The following is an 18,777-nucleotide window of genomic DNA, read 5'->3' on the forward strand; positions in this document are numbered from 1 at the left end:
TTATTATTATAACAAAAAAACGCCATCACGACGAATGCTTTCCGCCCAGATGACGCTTTGCTTAGGAAACTGTAGTAGGAAATATGATTACATTGGAATCTTTACAATAAACGATAATTTATTTGGTGCATCAACAACGACAGAAGCTTCACCTCTATATCGTTCAGCGATCGTCTTAACAATCGAAAGTCCTAAACCTTGATGTAATTGTTTCTTTGTAGAAAATCCTGCGTCGAACAACGGTTTTTGTGATTTTTCCAATGCATTTTCACAAGTATTAGAAATCATTAATTCGAGCAAATGTTCTGACTGAGTACCAATTAACGTCACTTCACGTTTACTATCCTCATATTTCAACACTTCGTCAAAAGCATTATCGATTAGATTGCCGAGAATGCGATTTATGTCTAACGTCTTTGCCCCCATTCCTATTACATTTAAACCATGGAAGTAACATTGGAAGTTAATTCTATAACTTTCTGCTTGTGAAATCTTTGATCGTATTAAGGCTGCTATCGCTGGATTACCTATGCTTATTATATCGTTCATTTGATGAATATCACCGATAAGCTCTTTTGTGTATGCGACTAATTCGTTATATTTATTCAATTCAGCGAGCGAGTGGATCGTTTGTACGTGATTGATAAAGTCATGTCGCTGTGCGCGAATAGAATTGAACATACTATTTATTTCTTCGGTGTACGTTTCTTGAGCAACACGAACTGCTTTATCCCTTGAATGTTTATAATAACGCATTGCTACAATTGCGATGATTAAGCTTGCAGCTGTTAATATTAAGATCATTAGTCCTAAGTTAAGAAACTGTTTATCCAGCTTTTCTTGTATGATACCATGATCGGATACAATGGAAAGTACGTAACTTTTTAACTCTTCGCCGTTTTCGTCGGTTATACTAAATCCTTTACCTTCGACGGAAACTGGAATAAACATCTTGTATATATGACGATCGCCTATCCATTCGTTAATCGTTTGTACTTCTTGTGTTCGGTAAGCTTCTCGAACAGAATGTACATCGTGATCTGACTTTATCGTATAGCTACCAAACAATTGTGGCCGCTGTACAAAATATTCTTTTGCATTGCCGTAAATTTGATCACTTTTAGCACCATTAGGAAAAGTACGCGGATTCATAACTGTAATCTCAAGCAATGACTCATTATTTATGGTTAAATCATGGATGAGTCGATCCACTCCAGTTATTCGGTTATATTCCTCTTGAATTTTGTTAGAAACGAATGGATCAATGATGTAATTCGTTGTTCCATCAAAATAATATCCCCATTTATAAATTTTTTTCGTGTTTGTTGCTGACACTTCAAATGGACCGCTCCAAAAATTAGTCATTTCCTGACCTAACCACTTCTGTGAAGGCTCCTTCTGATCAAAAAGTTGATTAAACCTACTATGCCAAGGTATCCATTCTTTCGTACTTTTGTTTAATTGACTTTCTTTTGATGAACGATACAAAATAATATCATCACTAGTTCGTTTCAATAAACTAATATGATCAATTTCTAGTTTCGCACTAAGTTCTTTCAGTTGTTCGTTCGTAACTTTCTCTACATCGGGATCTAACGCATACTGAGCTGCAATTGCGGCTGTACGAAGTTCTTTCGCAATCTGTTTCTCAAATTGCTCCGCCCCCATTCGCGATTGCTCCACGGATAATTCAATTTGTTTACCTAATGTGAGCATTTCTTGTTCAAGATCATCTTCTAATGTTTGTTTAGTTAAATAGTAATAAGCTGTGTTATTTATAAGAATCAGCACAATTACTACGCTGATTGCCATTAGCCACATATTGCGCTGCATTAGTTACATTTTGCTCCTTTATATTCATTTTTTAAAAAGCAATCGAACCGCCCATTTCCGCTCAACCCGCTTCCTATATTTAGGCAACGATTTGTAAACACGTAGCCCCTCCTCTGCAGCTTGCTTCGCATCATCAATTCGCCCTAGCCCTTTGTAAATTGTCGCAAGACGATCGTAGCCCTCACAAGAAGATGAATGAATTTCCTGGAATGCATTCAAATAGTATAAAGCTTTATCTGAATTATCCTTCACATGAATCGTCGCTAGACGTAAATACGGAGCGCCAAATTTAACTCTTTCATTCAACTTAAGCGCCTCTAGTATACATGTTTCACCTTCATCTACAGAATTCGTTTGTAAGTAACACGTGCCTAAATCATCCCAATACTCAGCAGATTCTACTAACACTCTTTTTAACGGTTCGAGTATTTGAAGTGCTTCCTTATATCGTTTCCCCGCAATAAGCTGACGAGCTAATTCTTGTTTTGCTGATACATCATTTGGTGACACTTGGATTTGGTTTTTTAACTTTCGTATATGGGACCTGCGCTTGATCGGTTTTAATAGACTAGGAGATAGTCCGACAAACCTGCGATCAATGAGATATAAAATAACAAGCAATACAATCATCGCGATAAACGGATTACCAAGAAGCCAACTTAGCCATAAAAAGATAAACGTAAATTGAAACATAACTTCCTCCGTATCACCTATAATTTAGCAAATATTCAATAGTCCAATCATATCATAATGCACGTCGATATTTTGGAAATGATATAAATTTTCTCTATTTAATTCGCATAAAAACCGAAAGATTTATATGAAGCAATTAATAGCTGCGATTTCCCAGAGTGGAAGTTACAGGTGCAATGGATGAGTGATGATGTGCATACTAAGCCAGTATATAATGCCAAACTAACTCGCAAAATAATTATAGCCAAGCAGGTGATACATACTGAGAATTGGAGCAGTGGGAGGAAGAGCTCATTAACAATCTAGTAGATGCGTGAGCCACTTGCACCCCTTTTATTCAAGAATGGATGATCCATCAGTTGACCCATTTGTAGAGGGTCTATTCCATCGTCTCATCTCAATGATGAACGTACCTAAATAGACCCTTTTTCCAGTTGTGGACGTTAGCAATATACACCATAAATTATTCGCCTATTACTTCATCCAAATAAAATAACTTTCTCATTTTTGCCGGAATACGAATATCAACTGAAGTCCCTATTCCAACGCGACTAAATATGGATACACCATATTCCGGTCCATATTGCAATTGAACACGTTGATGAATGTTACGAATGCCAAAGCCAGTCTCGCTATCTTTGGAAGCATCCATTATTTCTTGTATACGTTCCTGTCGCACACCAAGACCATCATCAATAATTCTATACAAAATAGTATCCTTTTCTTTCCGCGCGACTATTCGAATATGAATGCGATCACCACTCCAAGCATGCTTGAGCGCATTTTCAATAAAAGGCTGTACAATTAATTTAATCGTTTCATATTTCCATATATCTGCATCGATATCAAAAGTTACTTCTAGTCGATGTCCATACTTTACTTTCTGTATTTCCAAATAAGCATTAGATTGCTCAATTTCAGAATGTACAGGAATTAGCGTTCTGCCCGAATTTAACGTTAAACGATAAAACTTAGCAAGCTCAACAACCATCTTCTGCAACTTCTCATTTTCCCCAAATTTAGCTAAACGATTAATTGAATTTAAAGTGTTGTACAAAAAGTGCGGATTTATTTGTGTTTGGAGCATTTCGAGCTCTGCTTCTTTTTTCTGTAATTGGGTCAAATATACTTCTTTAATTAATGCTTCAATATCTTCACCCATTCCGTTAAGCGCAGTAGCAATTTGTGAAAATTCATCTTTTCCTCGGTAAGAAATACGTTTATGCAGGTCACCATCTCTGAATGCGTTCAGAACTGATACAAACTTTGTTATTCTTTTTGAGAAATAACGTGAAAAAATTATACCTGCGAAAGTAAATATAATAAAACAAAGTACACAAACAATTAATATAAAAACACGTACCTTTTCTGCTTCTTTTTCGATAATCGTTAGTGGTACATGTGCAACTATTGTCCAATTTTGTTGATGCATTTTTTCTTCAATTGTTGAATATTTTACATTTGGATTTAGTTCATCAGCCTCAACCATATGTTCGGTGGAGGGCAACGTGACATTTAATCCATCTAATGGTAGTCCGGACGCGTAAATTAGCTCACCATTACTATTTTTTACTAACAACTGGCTTCCAGCACCGAGCTTCTCGTAATTAACACTTTCAAATAGTTCTGATATCTTTACACTGAAGCGCATAATACCAACCTCTTTAACATTAATGAGGTCAGTTGTATCAACAATCCGACGAATCATCGAAATACGATCTTCTTCAGCATCCTCTTCTACTTGATCCCAAACCATCGTTTTATCGTACTCTTCTTTAGGCAACATCATATACCAATATTTTTTTTTAATCTTTTTTAATTGGTAAATATCGTAAGTCTGTTCATTGCCAGAAGTATTTTCTTCTGCTGAACGCGTACGATATTGTTCACTAATCGTCTCATTTTGAGTATAGACGGATAATCTCAGGTTTAGTCCAATTGATTTTGAGGCACTGTCTAACTTTGTCCTAATATATTCAAAGCGCTCAAAGCCCTCCCCTGTTGCTCCGAGCGATTGTTTCAACCGGTATACAAAGTCTAAATCATCATACATTGTTGCAGATATGCGAACGAGGTCATCTGTTTTATAAGCCACATTGTCTGTAATTTGCAGTAGTGTTCCTTTGATGTTCGTTTCTGTTTGTTTCCGCATAGATGATTCGTACATAGAATTTGTTACATAGCCATTCACTGAGACAAGAATGATGATAAATACCAGATAAGACAACATAAGCTTATAACCAATGGGTAAATATCCGGTGTTTTTCCTGAACTCACGGAATGTTTTCATCTTTTCACCCCATCATTGCTCTTTCTTTCGATATTCTAACGGAGTCATGCCGAATTTCTCTTTAAATTGCCTACTGAAATATGGAAGATAGCGATAGCCTACCAGGTCAGCTATTTCATATATCTTGAATCCTGGTTGCTTTAATAGTTCACACGCTTTCTCCATTCTCAATTGGACAAGCAATTCATTAAACGTAGATCCCGATTTCTCTTTAATAAGAAATCCTAAATAACTTGGTGAAAAAGAGAAGTGTTGTGCGATATCCTTTAATGTTATATTTTCACTCATACGATCTTGAATCGTCTTCCTTACATTACGAATAAATTTACTTTCTTTTGTATTGTTTTTTTGATGCAGTCGCTCTGAAATTTCAAAGACACGATGAACGAGCCAAGAACGTATATCATTAATCGTTTCAAACTGCATAAGGATATCTAAATTTCGGATCTCAATTCCTAACAATTCAAATAGATCCTCATTCATTGAGCTTAAATATTGATCAAGTTTCCAAACGATATAGTTAGATAAATTATGAACGGTAAACTTAGAACGCAAGCTCGTTGCAGAACGAAATAAATTTTCAAGTTCATCATAAATTTGAACAAGTTCATAATCACTCATCGCTTTAAGCAATGCTTTCATTCGCTCATCTAACACCTTCGAATCGAGCATCCCTGGTTCAGTTCTTACCTCTTCATACTTTATAATACCGCCCTTGCCAAGGAACATTTTCCCCTCAAGTGCCTCAACTGCTTGCTGAAACGACATTTGCAATTGTTCAATCGTTTGAACAGGTGCTCCAAGTCCCGTCGTAACGGTAACTGTTATTCTTCGTTTAGCTGACTCCAATAGCTCTATTACTGTTTCATCGATATGGTCTGCTTCTATTAACAAAGCGATTCGATGCGAATGTAATTTACAGTAAGGCATTTTACCATATAATTTAACAGCTTCATTTAGTTGCTGAAGAAACAGTCGTGAATTTTCATGTTGTGCCGCTGTATTTCTTTCGACTCTCGACAGTTGATCTAGTTCCATCACTGCTACGCAAACCGGCCACTTTAACTTATCTAATTCATGTGAGGCGATTAGTTTCGACATAAACTCTTTGTTCGTCGTCTCTTCTCCCTCAAATAACCTTACAAGCAACTCGCTTTTGGCAATTGGAATCATATGTTGATACGCTTGTTCTACTTCTCGTTGCTTGCTCTCTTCATCCAAATCTCGTTTAACTTTCATTAATGATGCAACAAGTTCACTGTCATCCATAGGTTTTAGCACATAGCTGTACGCTTTAAGAGACAAAGCTTGTTGAACATAACTAAACTCTTGGAAACCGCTTACAAAAATAATACGCATATTAGGTTTGCGCTGAAGTGCAATTCTAGCCAATTCTAAGCCTGACATATACGGCATATTTACATCGCTTACTAATATATCGATAGGGTGCTGATCAAGCACCTCACACGCTGAAAGTGCATTGTTTACACTTCCTTTCACTTCCATACCTAGCTCAGACCAAGGAATGAACTGTTTCATTCCTTCTAAATCCAACTCCTCATCATCAACCAATAACACCTTGTACATGAAGCATCCCCCTTGCTTTATACATGACAATTTATTTATGATTTATCTTTTTTACATTTTCTTGCCATCTATTTGTAATAAAGTTCAAATATTGTTGATAACCAGCTGCCATTGAGTCTTCATGTGCTTGATCAAGTATGGCGAGTACTTCCTCATCCGTTTCTCCAAAAATAGCCATTGTACGTGCTTTACTCCATATATCCATTAAATTAATTGCAATTAATCCTTCTTCCACATCTGGTTCGGGTATCAAATTAATAAACGGAGTATCATCACCTTGAGATTTCCAAGTGACTTGCTGCTGCCATTTCGTTGACCAATTTTTCTGATCCTCTGATAGTGTGTTTTCATAGTTAATTTTTGTCTCGTCTAAATATTTTGTATTACTAACCCACATCATCTTTCCTGAAACGGCTTGAATCTTCTCTATTTCAACTTGATCAATACCGTACTTGCTAGTAAATTGTGGAGTTATTCCATCAGCTTGAAAACCAGTCCAATACCCATCTGTTCCTGGAGGCCCCCACATTTGTACAGCGGAGCCTTCTGGTCCTGTCATCCAATCAAGCATCGCGAATATAGCTTCAGGATTTTGAGCACTTGTCGTAATTGTAGCAACGTTCCACCCTAAAATATTATAAGTACCGGGATATATTTTTTTCGGGTCTAACCCTTCTTTATAAATAGGATCAATGAAAAAGTAACCGTCGTCTGGGTTTTTTGCTGATAATTCAGCATGTGCAATACTTGCCATTCCCATTGGGTCAGCACTTGCATGTACAGCAACTGTTCCGTTCCAAAATTTTTCTGCAACTTGATCCTGTGTTTGTGTCATGGCGTCTTGTGTCATCAGTCCTTCTCGCATTAGTTTCGCAATAAACAGTGCAGATTCTCTAAAACCTGGATCTTGGTAGATTGAAACCATCTTTTTGTCTGAGGCTACCGCAAGATATCTTGTATAACTGTAGTTTTCTTCTTTAAAAGCAGAAAACAATTGATCGATTCCATGGCCATCGATTGCCTGACCTGTTTCAAACGGAACGACTCCCGGATAGTTTTCCTTAACTAACTTCAAATAATTGTAAAGATCATCCGTTGTTTGAAGTTTAGGTTGCCCGAGTTCGCGATATATACGTTTATTCACAACATATCCGGCATTTCCATATTGTTTGTCAGTATAGTAATTTGGAAAATAATAGATTTTTCCATCTCGAGAACGGAGTAAATTTAATATTTTTTCACCAGCCCATTTCTTTAAATTTGGGTATTTATTAATGTAATCATCCAGTGGAACTAGTAACCCCGCACTACGCAAACGTTCTAAGTCAGAGCCTCTGTCCCCCCAAATTATATCTGGTAGTTTCTTACTTGCTACCATCTGTTGAAGCTTATGTTTACTATCACCATCAGCATGTATTGCTTTAATATGTATATCCAAATTATCCTGAATCCATTTCGAAGACAGATCTGCTCCCCAATTAGGCATTCGATAAGAGTTGTAGTGCCCATAGAAGGTTGCATGCAGTGGTTCATTTCCTAGTTCATATAGCTCGTTCGGCTTTATATTTATTTCTTCAACGTTTTCTACATCAGTATTTGTTATTAAATCAGTTGGTTTGACTTGCCCTTCGTAACTACAAGAAACTAACATACAAACAACTAAACTTCCTAATAATAGCTGCAGGAACATTTTTCTCTTCTTGTTCACTGACTTACGCCCCCCTTAAAAATGGTATATTAGATCCTTAACAACCTAATGATACCAAAAAAAGATTTAACAATATATAGAATAAAAGGATAACGACAAAAATGTAGAGAAATCTCAAGATATCCGTAATGGATTCTTGAGATTGTCTCTACTTGTTTACACGAATTAATTGCCTTCTAATCTTTTTAGATTGTCTTGCCACCTAGCAGTACGCCAGTCAAGCAACTTTTGGTAACCCAAGTCCATCAAATCTTTGTTACCTTGATCAAGAATTTTATCAACTTCCTCATCGCTTGTTCCTGACATTACAGAGTTTGCATAAATTTCAAGGTACAGCTCATCAACAGATGTTCTGATAATGCCTTCTTCTGATTCAGGCGATGGGTTTAGTCCAACGAACTCCGTAGCATCAAGCTGTGTAGGCCACGTTATTGTCATTTGGTACTTTGTTCTCCAGTCTTGTTGCTCGAAAGGCAAATCTTTCATGTATTTATATTTTGCAGGGTCAATATAAGCAGTGTTTCCTACGAACATGACTGGCTCGTTTCCAGTTTGAATTTCAGCTACTGCTGCTGGATCATATTCTGGAGTGAATATTGGTTGGTTATTTTCATCGAAACCTTTCCAGTTGCCGCCTTCTGGTCCGAAGAATTGAAGATTCATACCTTCAGGACCAGTGTACCAATCAAGGAATGCAAAGATTGCTTCTGGATCTTTTGCTGCTGTTGTAATGTAAGCTGCGTTCCAGCCAAAGCTTGTATACGTACCTGGGTAAATTTTGTTTTTGTCCAATCCTTCTTTATGGATTGGCCAGATCATAAAGTAACCACCGTTTGGATCTGTTTTGATCATTTCAGCTTGTGCTTCACCAGCCATAGTTGTTGGGCTAGATCCTGCAAATACTGCAACTCTACCAGACATTACTTTTTCCAAAACGATATCTTCAGTTTGTGTAAACGCATCTTGCGAAATTAATTTTTCTCTGTAAAGTTTCGCAATATACTTTTGTGCTTCACGGAACGTTGGATCTTCAAATACAGATGTTAGTTTTCCATCTTTAGGAACTCCACGAAGATTGGCATTCAAGTATGAGTAACTTGCGCCCTCACCGAATGCTGTGTACAATACGCCTAACCCTTGGCTATCTTGTGCACGATGTGGTTCGAATGGAATAATTTTGTCACCATGCTTCTCTTTAACACTTACAAGATATTTATAAAGATCATCTGTTGTTTCTAGCTTAGGTGAACCTAGCTCTTCATAGATTTTTTTGTTAACAACATATCCAGCATTACCATTTGGTCTGGATGTGTACCAGTTAGGGAACATATACAGCTTACCGTCAGGATGACGCAGCATGTTTAGGTTATCACCCATCCATGTTTTCAAGTTTGGATATTTGTCTAAATAATCATCGAATGCTACTAGCTTACCAGCTTCATAAAGTCTTTCCATATCCGGATGATTACGATCTGTCCAAATCATTTCAGGCAATTCGTCCGAAGCCATCATTGTACTCAACTTTTGTGTATGAGCACCTGCTGCTGCAATCATTTTAAGATTAACTTGCTTTTCTTCACTTAGCCATTTACCTGCTGGCGTGCTGACCCACTCTGGGAAATCTGTGTTGCCATAATGTGCGTAAGCAGTGAATTCCAAAGGTTTTTCTCCGAGAACCCAGCCAGCCGTTGCTGATGTTTCTTCTGGTGTCGTGCTTTCAGATGATGCTGTTGGGGATGCTGATGGTTTTGGATCATTTTTATTGCCTGAGTTGCTGCATCCAGCTAGAACTGCAGACAATGCAACGATAGCCGAAACCACTAGGAGCATAGGCTTTTTCATCTTCTTCATGCTTTTAAAACCCCTCTCGATCGATTTATATATGTCCAAAGCAACTTTCGCCTTAAACCAAATGGAGAACTACTCTTTCAATGAACCGATAAGTACACCCTTTACGAAGTACTTTTGTACAAATGGATAAACCATAATAATCGGTACAGTAACTACGATCATAAACGCCATAGTAAGTGATCTAGATGTCAAGTTTCTAGTTTGTTCTATGAATCCGATGGATGCTGAATCTAATACGGTTGATGACTCAGATACGATATTTGAATTAAGAGTTGCCCTTAGGATCGTCTGAATTGGGAGCAAATCCGGGTTTGTAATATAGATACTTGGTGCAAACCAATCGTTCCAATGTGCGACTGCTGTGAATAAGGAAAGTGTCGCAATAACAGGACCAGACAATGGCAAGATGATCCGGAAAAATATACCCCACGTTGAGCAACCATCGATTTGTGCAGATTCTTCTAAGCCGACAGGCAGTCCTTTGAAGAAAGTACGGAATATAATCATATTCCAAACACTTACAAGTCCTGGAATAATAAACACTAAGAAATTATCCATAAGACCCAAGGATCTAATTAAGAGGAATGTAGGAATTAATCCTCCACCGAAATACAAGGTGAAGATAAAAAATACCATATAAAACTTTCTACCTACGAGGTACGTTCTAGTCATACCATAAGCTAAAATAGCTGTCATAAGAATCGCTGTTGCCGTTCCTACAATCGTTCTCGCGACGGAGATAAAAAATCCGTTAAGAAGTCGATCATCTTGCAAAATAATGTTGTAATTTTCGAACGTCCAAGCTCGCGGCCATATTGTCACACCGCCTTTTGCGGTATCTGTACCTACATTAAATGACACAACTAGTGCATTCCAAAATGGATAGAGCGCACTAAGGGCTAATAAGGTCAGTAAAGTGTAGATGGTAATAATCATTAATCTGTCGTTGAAGCTAATTCTTTTCAAAGCATATACGCCTCCTATCGAATAATCTTGCTCCTACCATAAGCTGTTTCCTGATCGTCGAGCCAGGTAGTTTGCGATAGTCAACAATAAAATACTAATGAGTGCTCTAAATAATCCAATCGCTACTGCATACGAATATCGATGTGTACCTAATCCAACTCGATATACATAAGTATCAATTACATCCGCGACTGGCCGTAATACGGGGTTGGTCGCAAGCAACAAAATATCCTCGAATCCCGCACTAACTAAGTTGCCAATCTGAAGAATCATAAAGATGATAATAACTGGCATAATGGTCGGTAACGTTATGAGATAGATCTGCTTAAACTTACTAGCACCGTCTATGTCAGCTGCTTCATATAAATGTTGATCAACCCCAGCAATAGCTGCCAGGTAAACGATGGATCCAAATCCAACTTCTTTCCAAACGTTAATGGAGACGAGAATGGAAACGAAATATTTTTTGATAGAAAGGAAATTAATAGGCTCGTCAATTGCCCCGAATGATTGTAAAAGCATGTTGACACTTCCGTTTTCAGTCGAGAGCATTGCGATTGCTAGTCCAGCGACAATAACCCAAGAGATAAAGAAAGGGAGATACGTAATCGTTTGCACAACTCTTTTGAATACCATATTTCGTACTTCGTTCAACATTAGTGCTAATATAATTGGTGCTGGGAATCCAACTACAAATTTTGTTAAACTTATGATGATTGTATTTCTAATGATTCTTTCAAACTCAGGGGCATTAAAAAACGCTTCAAAATGTTTAAACCCAACCCAAGGATTTTCGAAAATACGTGCACCTGTAAACAAGTTATAATCCATAAATCCCGTTATAACTCCGTACATTGGTAGATAGGAAAAAATAAATACAAGAATAAATGCGGGAATGACCATTAGTTGAACTTCCCATTGTCTCATCACTCGCCATAGTACGCCCTTCTTCTTAGCTACCTTTGGCGGTTTCGTTGCATATTGTTGTTCTGATACAGCCTGTGACATGCTCATCCTCCCATTACAAATTGTTGCAAACCGCTCCGTTTCGCCTATGTAGGCGCTTCCTCAACAACAATGTGTGTTGTTCGTTTGGCTCTTTATCATTTTAACTCTGCAAAAAAACTGTTACCATATACTAGGAAATCGATTTTTTACACTTCAACATGATCTTCATTTCAAAAAATTATAATTATCATAGATTAAAGATACTTTGCTCGTAATGTTAAACATACGGACGGGATAGATCGCCTTACTTTCATTCAAAACAAAAAAAATGGACAGCATATAAATATGCTGTCCTCATAAAAACCTATTTGTTAGATGTAGAAAGGGCGATAGCCCTGAATGGAGAGAGTCTATTATGTTAGATTTGTAACTCCCCAAGCTTTATTAGCTCGACAACCGCTTGCGAACGACCTTTAACATTTAATTTCTGCATCACATTCGAAATATGATTACGGACGGTTTTCTCGCTGATGAATAATTGCTGAGCTATATCTCGTGTTGTCTTGTCTTGCACCAACAGCTCGAATACCTCTCGTTCACGATGCGTCAGTAAAAACTTGCTCTTTTGGTCGTTTCCCTTCAAGATTCGTCACCCCTCCTTGCTCGGGTTTTATGGTATAACAAGGGCAAGGGATACAGTCAACTTATCATATGAAGGGGGCATATCATTGGTTCGCTATATGAGTAAAATGGGCGGGATAGAACGACAATACATTATTTCATCTCGGCATGCACAATTAGACGATGAGTCGGATTAACTACTGGGTCACATGTAATTAGTGTAAGGCGTTTGTCTGTTTTATTATAATTAAGTACTGACACATCCGTTGGTTCCACAATAGAAACTTTTGTCACCGTATATGTGAATGATTTTCCATTTGTATCGATTATAATTTTGTCATCAATTTTGACTTCATTTAATCGATTAAACAGTCTACCTTTTGCACGCATCCGATGAGCAGCAATAGCTGCATTGCCAACTTCACCAATTGGAGCCGTTTCCTTAAGATGTGCCGCTGCATATTTCATATTTTTTTGCGATGCACCTTCTAATACAGGAAGCTTTAATTTGATGCTCGGTATTTTGATTGTCGCGATCGCATTTAATTTAACAGGTTCCTTAGTCGGTATTGGAGACTCTGATAGCTCCGATGTTGTTTCCTCAGAACTTGAAGTGCTTGAAGGGGATTGCTCAGAATTGCCGGTCTCTTGGGCAAATAGAGTCGTAAGATTATCATATTCTTCTTGTCCCACTATTTGCGCTTCTTCATTCATTTCGTTTGATTCCCATTCCGCCATCAGTTTCTCTTCCTGACGGATATCGTACCACTTACTTACTGTAGGATACAGTAGAATCAATATACCAATGACAACAAGACTATATGCCAATAGCCTCCTCAAACGGATCACCCCGCTTCCGCTGCTCTTTTTACTGCAAAAACCCATTTTTTTGTTCCATAAAAGTTTAAAAACAGAATTAGTCCCGTTACAACTGCCTTCGCCATTAGGTCAGATAAACCAAATAATTCAGAAGCAATTGCTATTAAGATTACTGATAACACGATCATCGAACCATTCCACATGAGGAATCTAAGACGTTGCTTCCATATCTCTGCTTTATTTTGCACACCATTTTCTGAACGAAATGTAATTGTACTGTTCATCACATAACTATTCGTCATTCCTGCAAGATAAGAAGCGGCCTGTGCACCAGCGTAATGAACATTCAACGATACTAGTAACATAAACACGAAAAAGTCGATTGCTGTATTAAGTACACCAATTAAACTAAATTTAATAAATTGCAAGAGCCAAGCTCTCCGTTTACTATCGAACATAATGTTTTATTCGCTCCGTCTCTTCGGTACTGCGTATTTCTCCACGATTAGATTGTTCCTCTTCATATCCTTGTACTTCTCGAACAATATATAACGGTCTATTTTTCGATTCATCATAAATTCGTCCGATGTATTCTCCTATTATACCAAGCAATATAAGGATAATGCCATTGAATAGAAGATTAAGTGCTACGATAGACGTCCAACCAGACTCTGTCGTATCCGTAAACAGTTTTTGATAAATAATAACAAGTAGATAAATAAATCCACCAAGTGACAAGAAAAAACCTAAATATGTTGCGATCTTGAGCGGCTTATACGAAAAGGAAGTTATCCCATCGAGCGCAAATCGTATCATTTTCTTCAATGGATACTTTGTCTCACCTGCAAATCGCTCTTCACGAACATATTCTACGCTCGTCTGTCTAAACCCAATCCAACTAATTAAACCACGAACAAATCGATTTTTTTCTTTTAGTCCTCGAAGAACATCACATACTTTGCGGTCGATTAATCGAAAATCACCTGTATCTAGTGGAATATCAACATTTGTCATACTACGAAGCACTCGATAAAATGCCATCGCCGTTAGTTTTTTAAATAATGTTTCCCCTTTACGCTTGAGCCTACGGCCATAAACGACTTCATACCCTTCCTTCCACTTGTCAATCATATCAAGAATGACTTCAGGAGGGTCCTGCAAGTCTGCATCTATTACGATGATGGCTTCACCTTGAGCGTAATCCATTCCCGCTGATATCGCAATTTGATGACCGAAATTACGTGAAAAGTCGATAAGACGTACATTTGGATCAATGTCGCTAATGAGCTTGATCATTTCCACAGTCCGATCCTTACTGCCGTCGTTGACAAATATGAGCTCATAAGGCTGGCTAGCAGAATCCATAACCAGCTTCAGCCGCTCATACGTATGCTCAATTACCGCCTCTTCATTATACATCGGCACAATTATGCTGTAAGTAATCGATGCTTTCATGTCAAAACTCCTCATGTCATTTTTTAGAATAACCAACTTGGGAACCACCGTAAGAATACATCAACATAGTTCTGTGGAACGGTCATTCCCGATAATGCCGGATAGAACATAATAAACAAACCAACTGCAACCACAATAAAGAGATTACGCACTTTGGAGAAGGCAGGTCTTTTCTCCTCGATCACTTTAATCAAATATACGGTACTCAATATGATGAATGGAACCATTGCAAAATAGTGGTATATGAACGTCTCTCTCGCCACAAGCATCCAAGGTACATACTGGGCTAGAAATGCTATCCAAAGCATATATACCCCTTTGTCTTTACGTTTAATGCTTATTGGGATCGTCAATAACATCGATACAATTCCCGTCCACCAAATAATCGGATTACCCATCGCTACAATGGTCGATTTCATTCCACTTGCAAGCTCACTCCCAGAATAATACCATAACGGTCGTTTCATGAACGGCCACTCCCACCATGATGAAGAAAATGGATGCGACGACACGAGGTTGTTATGATAGCTAAACATGTGAACCTGATAATCGACCAGCGCCTTCAGCGTATAACCACTTTTCATTGCCGACAACACTGGAATGTAAGAAAGTGCATAAATACCTGCTGGGATTACAATATAAAAAACAAGACATATTGCAATTGTCATTACAGTATATTTCGGGAAAACTGCTACAATTCGGCGAAGAGTCTCTTCGTCAAACATTTTATGTGACGTTTTCTCACGCTTCAGCACTCTTTTTGCTGCAACGTATTCTTGATAGCGGCTTATTAGCGATAGTGCCAGCATAACAGCTAGACCAGCTCCACCATAAAAGACGATCCATTTCGAAGCTACACCTAATCCGAAAAATAAACCTGCTAAACCAAGCGGAACAAACGTTGCAGCAAGCTTATGTCGATAAAAATTCATAGATGCATACTTATTCATAAAGTAGAACATTAACATAATAAAGAAAACACCATATACGTCAATTGTTGATATTCTTGTTTGTGTAAAATGCATAAAGTCTACAGCCAAAAGTCCTGCAGCCAACGCAGCATATACTGTTTTGTTAAATATACGTCTAGCCATCAAATAGATGATTGGCACCATTGCAATTCCAATTATTGTACCAGCGATTCTCCAGCCGAATGGATTCAGTCCGAATAATTTAATGCCGAGTGCAATAATCAGTTTGCCTAGAGGTGGATGTGTATTTTCATATGCAACAATTCCTTCGATATGCTCATACGCTGTTCGGGCATGATAAATCTCATCGAAATAGCTGCCCTTCATATAATTGTGGTTATACACCATTTCATTTTGTTCATCGAACAAAGCGCCCAAAGTACCTCTTCTTGGCTGGCCAGCTTGATCCCCATTAACATCTACAATCGGGAGTGGCACCTTGCTTCCCGCCTCATAAAAAGCAAGTTCAATCATTGAAAATCCAACTTGCGTGACCGTTAATTTCACATATCGAGCTTCCTGATCAATCTTTTGACTCTTCCATGAGAAAACAGATGTATGGCTGTTGTCTACTTCTAAAGTATTTGTCCAATTATCCGGTGTCATGCCAAACTCATATTTATATTTTCCAGTTCCGACTCCACCAAAGCTTGTAATTCGTTCCAGACGTTTCGCTTCGCCTAAATCGACATAAAAACTTTGCCCATTAGCGTCAGGTTGCCAATCCGTTACAGGACCTTTCATTGAACCTAAGCCAAGTATTGCTACTATCGCATAGATCAATGTAATACTGCCCATCCAAATCCAATCTTTGCGGTTCATCAGCTTCACTTTCCGTCTTGAAATATCTCCATTATCCGTTTTGAACTCAGACAATATAGAATCGTCCCCTTCAGACTTCTCCTGCGCCGATTTTTGCTCAAGAGTTAGAAGGTTCCCTCTACTAAATCTATCATAACCAATATATAGCGCATATAAGAGCAGTCCAATATTGGCTATCGAACATAAAATAACGATACCGTCCATCGGTACATTTGATGTCGTTTTACTGTATGAGAGTACATAGCTCATATTAATAAAATTAGTAATCGTAAAACCATAGAACAAATACAATATTCTACGATCCATTGTTTGAATAAATGCGAACAAGCTGAGCAATAAAATGGGGAACATATAACGCTCATGCATCTTAGTTACAAAGATGAATACAACAGCTATCAATATTAGCGCAATAAAGAATGAACGATCTTCACGTCCACGTTTAGCACCTGCAAACGCAAAGTAAACAGCAAGTGCGACCGCCACTAGTATAAAAATATTTCCCCAACTCTGATAACTCATAAAGAGCCAGTTATCCGTAATTGGCTTCCAGTTCGCGTTATTTAGCGCATAGAAGTTGAATGCATTCAAGGTCGCATAGGGATAAGAAGATAAAGTCTCCTTATATAGACTGTACACGCCATAGAGGCTTCCATTGCCCCAAAAAAACGGAAGTGATAAAAATATAAATGTACCAAATCCATAATAAGCACTGGTCGCAACTGCACGCCATTTTTTGTTAATAATAAATGCTAACAATAAAATAGGCATAAATATAAATGCTTGTGGCTTAATAAGCGCTGCTATCGCATACCAAACGGACGCTTTACCAAATCGCCGTTCAGCAATGCCGCTGATTGCAAGTACAAGAACTAGTGTAAATACGGAGTCAACTTGACCCCATGCTGCGGAATCGACGATTACGGCAGGATTAAACAACCAAATTAATGCTAAGCCAAGTGCCATTGCAGCATTCAACTTTTGTTTAGCTATACGGAAAATGAAAGCAGCTGCAAGTAAATCCGCTACTATAGCTGGAAGTTTATAAAGCAACATCATTCCCGTTGAGTCTTGTGTTAGCCCTAAAAAGTCTTTCACATGCCCTAAAATAAATAATACATAAATATATCCTGGCGGATAATCGACAAAAATATCAGTATGGTAGAAGTTTGAAATTCCTTCTTTTACAACGTGATCCGACCAGAACATAAATAAGGCAATATCATTTGCGTAACCATCATTTGTTATAGCAAAAACAATTCGAATAGCTAGTGCTGCCGCAAAACTACCAAAAAGAATAATCGGTATCCAGCTCTTTCTACTTGCTAGCCACTCACGATCTCTAAATAGCTTCGAATACACTATAGCAAATAGGAAAGTAAACAAAACAGCCAACAACATTGGTTTCAAAACAGATACCTTTTCCTGCTCTTTGTTCTCTGCTTGTTCTCCTCCTACTTGAGTACCTTTAAGCGAAAACACTTCAGCACCTTCTGGTGCTTCAGATACTTCCTCGACAGCCAGATTATCGAACCAAGCTTTACCCGTATTTATACTCCCATATCCACCTACACTAAATCCGACGACTAACTCCTTTTGCCCTTTGCTCGTCTTTCCATAAAAATCTAAGTATGTCCAAGCACCACTTGTCCCAGTAATTTGCGGATAATGAACAGCTACACCATCAACATACAAATGTGCACCAGTTGCACTCGCTTTGATGTTTTCCGTTTTTAAGTATCCAGAAAAGCGATATAGTTTATTACTTTTAACTTTTATCGTTTGAATAAAGCGAGCGTGATTGTCACCAATATTGTGAATGACTGCTGCCGACCCTCCTGAATACACTTCATTAGAATCGATCCCGTAGGTTGTCACACCCTCATCCTTTACCCATGCCTCTGTCGTCCAATGTTCCGGCATCTGATCAGCGGACTGCTCAAAGTCGCCATTAAGTAACAGATTATCAGCAGCATAGCTCGTATGTCCCGGCAGAAGCAGGAAGAGCAGAAGCATAAATAATAATGTGCGGGGAAAGCCATTCCTCATCTTCATCACAATCTCCTTCTATGTACAAAAAATAATAATTTTTAAACAAACTCATTATCACTTTATCGAATGCATTACCATAGGTCAATGAAAATAACAAAAAAATACAAACAACAAAGAGCTGACTTGTTTGTTTGCAAGTCAGCTTCTACTAATAAAATTTATTA

Annotated in this window: 13 protein-coding genes; all 13 read right to left on the reverse strand. The window is 38.0% G+C overall.

Annotated elements, in window-relative coordinates; all coding sequences use genetic code 11:
• Window positions 1-87: 87 nt before the first annotated feature.
• Window positions 88-1,833: a sensor histidine kinase gene (locus I6N90_RS11895; protein WP_197935700.1), complete on the reverse strand. Its 1,746-nt coding sequence runs from the start codon at window positions 1,831-1,833 to the stop codon at window positions 88-90.
• A gap of 24 nt (window positions 1,834-1,857) precedes the next feature.
• Window positions 1,858-2,526, reverse strand: coding sequence for a tetratricopeptide repeat protein (locus tag I6N90_RS11900; protein WP_197935701.1), 669 nt, complete (start codon window positions 2,524-2,526; stop codon window positions 1,858-1,860).
• 463 nt (window positions 2,527-2,989) lie between these two features.
• Complete coding sequence (locus I6N90_RS11905; protein WP_197935702.1) at window positions 2,990-4,816, reverse strand: cache domain-containing sensor histidine kinase; 1,827 nt, start codon at window positions 4,814-4,816, stop codon at window positions 2,990-2,992.
• Between the two features lie 12 nt (window positions 4,817-4,828).
• On the reverse strand, window positions 4,829-6,403 hold the full coding sequence (locus I6N90_RS11910) for a response regulator (protein ID WP_197935703.1): 1,575 nt from the start codon (window positions 6,401-6,403) through the stop codon (window positions 4,829-4,831).
• 31 nt (window positions 6,404-6,434) lie between these two features.
• Window positions 6,435-8,111, reverse strand: a complete 1,677-nt coding sequence (locus I6N90_RS11915; RefSeq protein ID WP_197935704.1) for an extracellular solute-binding protein — start codon at window positions 8,109-8,111, stop codon at window positions 6,435-6,437.
• A 165-nt stretch (window positions 8,112-8,276) separates the two neighbouring features.
• A complete protein-coding gene (locus I6N90_RS11920; RefSeq protein WP_197935705.1) occupies window positions 8,277-9,962 on the reverse strand; it encodes an extracellular solute-binding protein in 1,686 nt (561 codons plus the stop codon).
• A gap of 69 nt (window positions 9,963-10,031) precedes the next feature.
• Entirely contained in the window at window positions 10,032-10,898 is an 867-nt protein-coding gene (locus tag I6N90_RS11925) for a carbohydrate ABC transporter permease (protein ID WP_442950960.1), read from the reverse strand.
• Window positions 10,899-10,961: 63 nt separating this feature from the next.
• Complete coding sequence (locus I6N90_RS11930; RefSeq protein WP_197935707.1) at window positions 10,962-11,936, reverse strand: ABC transporter permease; 975 nt, start codon at window positions 11,934-11,936, stop codon at window positions 10,962-10,964.
• A gap of 358 nt (window positions 11,937-12,294) precedes the next feature.
• The gene (locus I6N90_RS11935) at window positions 12,295-12,519 is read right to left on the reverse strand and encodes a helix-turn-helix domain-containing protein (protein ID WP_197935708.1); all 225 of its coding nucleotides are present in this window, start codon (window positions 12,517-12,519) and stop codon (window positions 12,295-12,297) included.
• 131 nt (window positions 12,520-12,650) lie between these two features.
• On the reverse strand, window positions 12,651-13,325 hold the full coding sequence (locus tag I6N90_RS11940) for a class D sortase (protein ID WP_232242883.1): 675 nt from the start codon (window positions 13,323-13,325) through the stop codon (window positions 12,651-12,653).
• A gap of 17 nt (window positions 13,326-13,342) precedes the next feature.
• Window positions 13,343-13,744: a GtrA family protein gene (locus tag I6N90_RS11945; protein ID WP_197935709.1), complete on the reverse strand. Its 402-nt coding sequence runs from the start codon at window positions 13,742-13,744 to the stop codon at window positions 13,343-13,345.
• Window positions 13,745-13,763: 19 nt separating this feature from the next.
• Window positions 13,764-14,771, reverse strand: coding sequence for a glycosyltransferase family 2 protein (locus I6N90_RS11950; protein WP_197935710.1), 1,008 nt, complete (start codon window positions 14,769-14,771; stop codon window positions 13,764-13,766).
• A 23-nt stretch (window positions 14,772-14,794) separates the two neighbouring features.
• A complete protein-coding gene (locus I6N90_RS11955; protein ID WP_232242884.1) occupies window positions 14,795-18,610 on the reverse strand; it encodes a glycosyltransferase family 39 protein in 3,816 nt (1,271 codons plus the stop codon).
• Window positions 18,611-18,777 lie beyond the last annotated feature (167 nt).

The sequence above is a fragment of the Paenibacillus sp. GSMTC-2017 genome (assembly GCF_016019935.1).
Classification (GTDB): domain Bacteria; phylum Bacillota; class Bacilli; order Paenibacillales; family Paenibacillaceae; genus Pristimantibacillus.

Bases quoted from the DNA above. Each gene is read 5' to 3' on its own strand.
- I6N90_RS11910 (WP_197935703.1), bottom strand. From the start codon at position 6,403: ATGTACAAGGTGTTATTGGTTGATGATGAGGAGTTGGATTTAGAAGGA.
- I6N90_RS11920 (WP_197935705.1), bottom strand. From the start codon at position 9,962: ATGAAGAAGATGAAAAAGCCTATGCTCCTAGTGGTTTCGGCTATCGTT.
- I6N90_RS11905 (WP_197935702.1), bottom strand. From the start codon at position 4,816: ATGAAAACATTCCGTGAGTTCAGGAAAAACACCGGATATTTACCCATT.
- I6N90_RS11895 (WP_197935700.1), bottom strand. From the start codon at position 1,833: ATGCAGCGCAATATGTGGCTAATGGCAATCAGCGTAGTAATTGTGCTG.
- I6N90_RS11930 (WP_197935707.1), bottom strand. From the start codon at position 11,936: ATGTCACAGGCTGTATCAGAACAACAATATGCAACGAAACCGCCAAAG.
- I6N90_RS11900 (WP_197935701.1), bottom strand. From the start codon at position 2,526: ATGTTTCAATTTACGTTTATCTTTTTATGGCTAAGTTGGCTTCTTGGT.
- I6N90_RS11950 (WP_197935710.1), bottom strand. From the start codon at position 14,771: ATGAAAGCATCGATTACTTACAGCATAATTGTGCCGATGTATAATGAA.
- I6N90_RS11925 (WP_442950960.1), bottom strand. From the start codon at position 10,898: ATGATTATTACCATCTACACTTTACTGACCTTATTAGCCCTTAGTGCG.
- I6N90_RS11955 (WP_232242884.1), bottom strand. From the start codon at position 18,610: ATGAGGAATGGCTTTCCCCGCACATTATTATTTATGCTTCTGCTCTTC.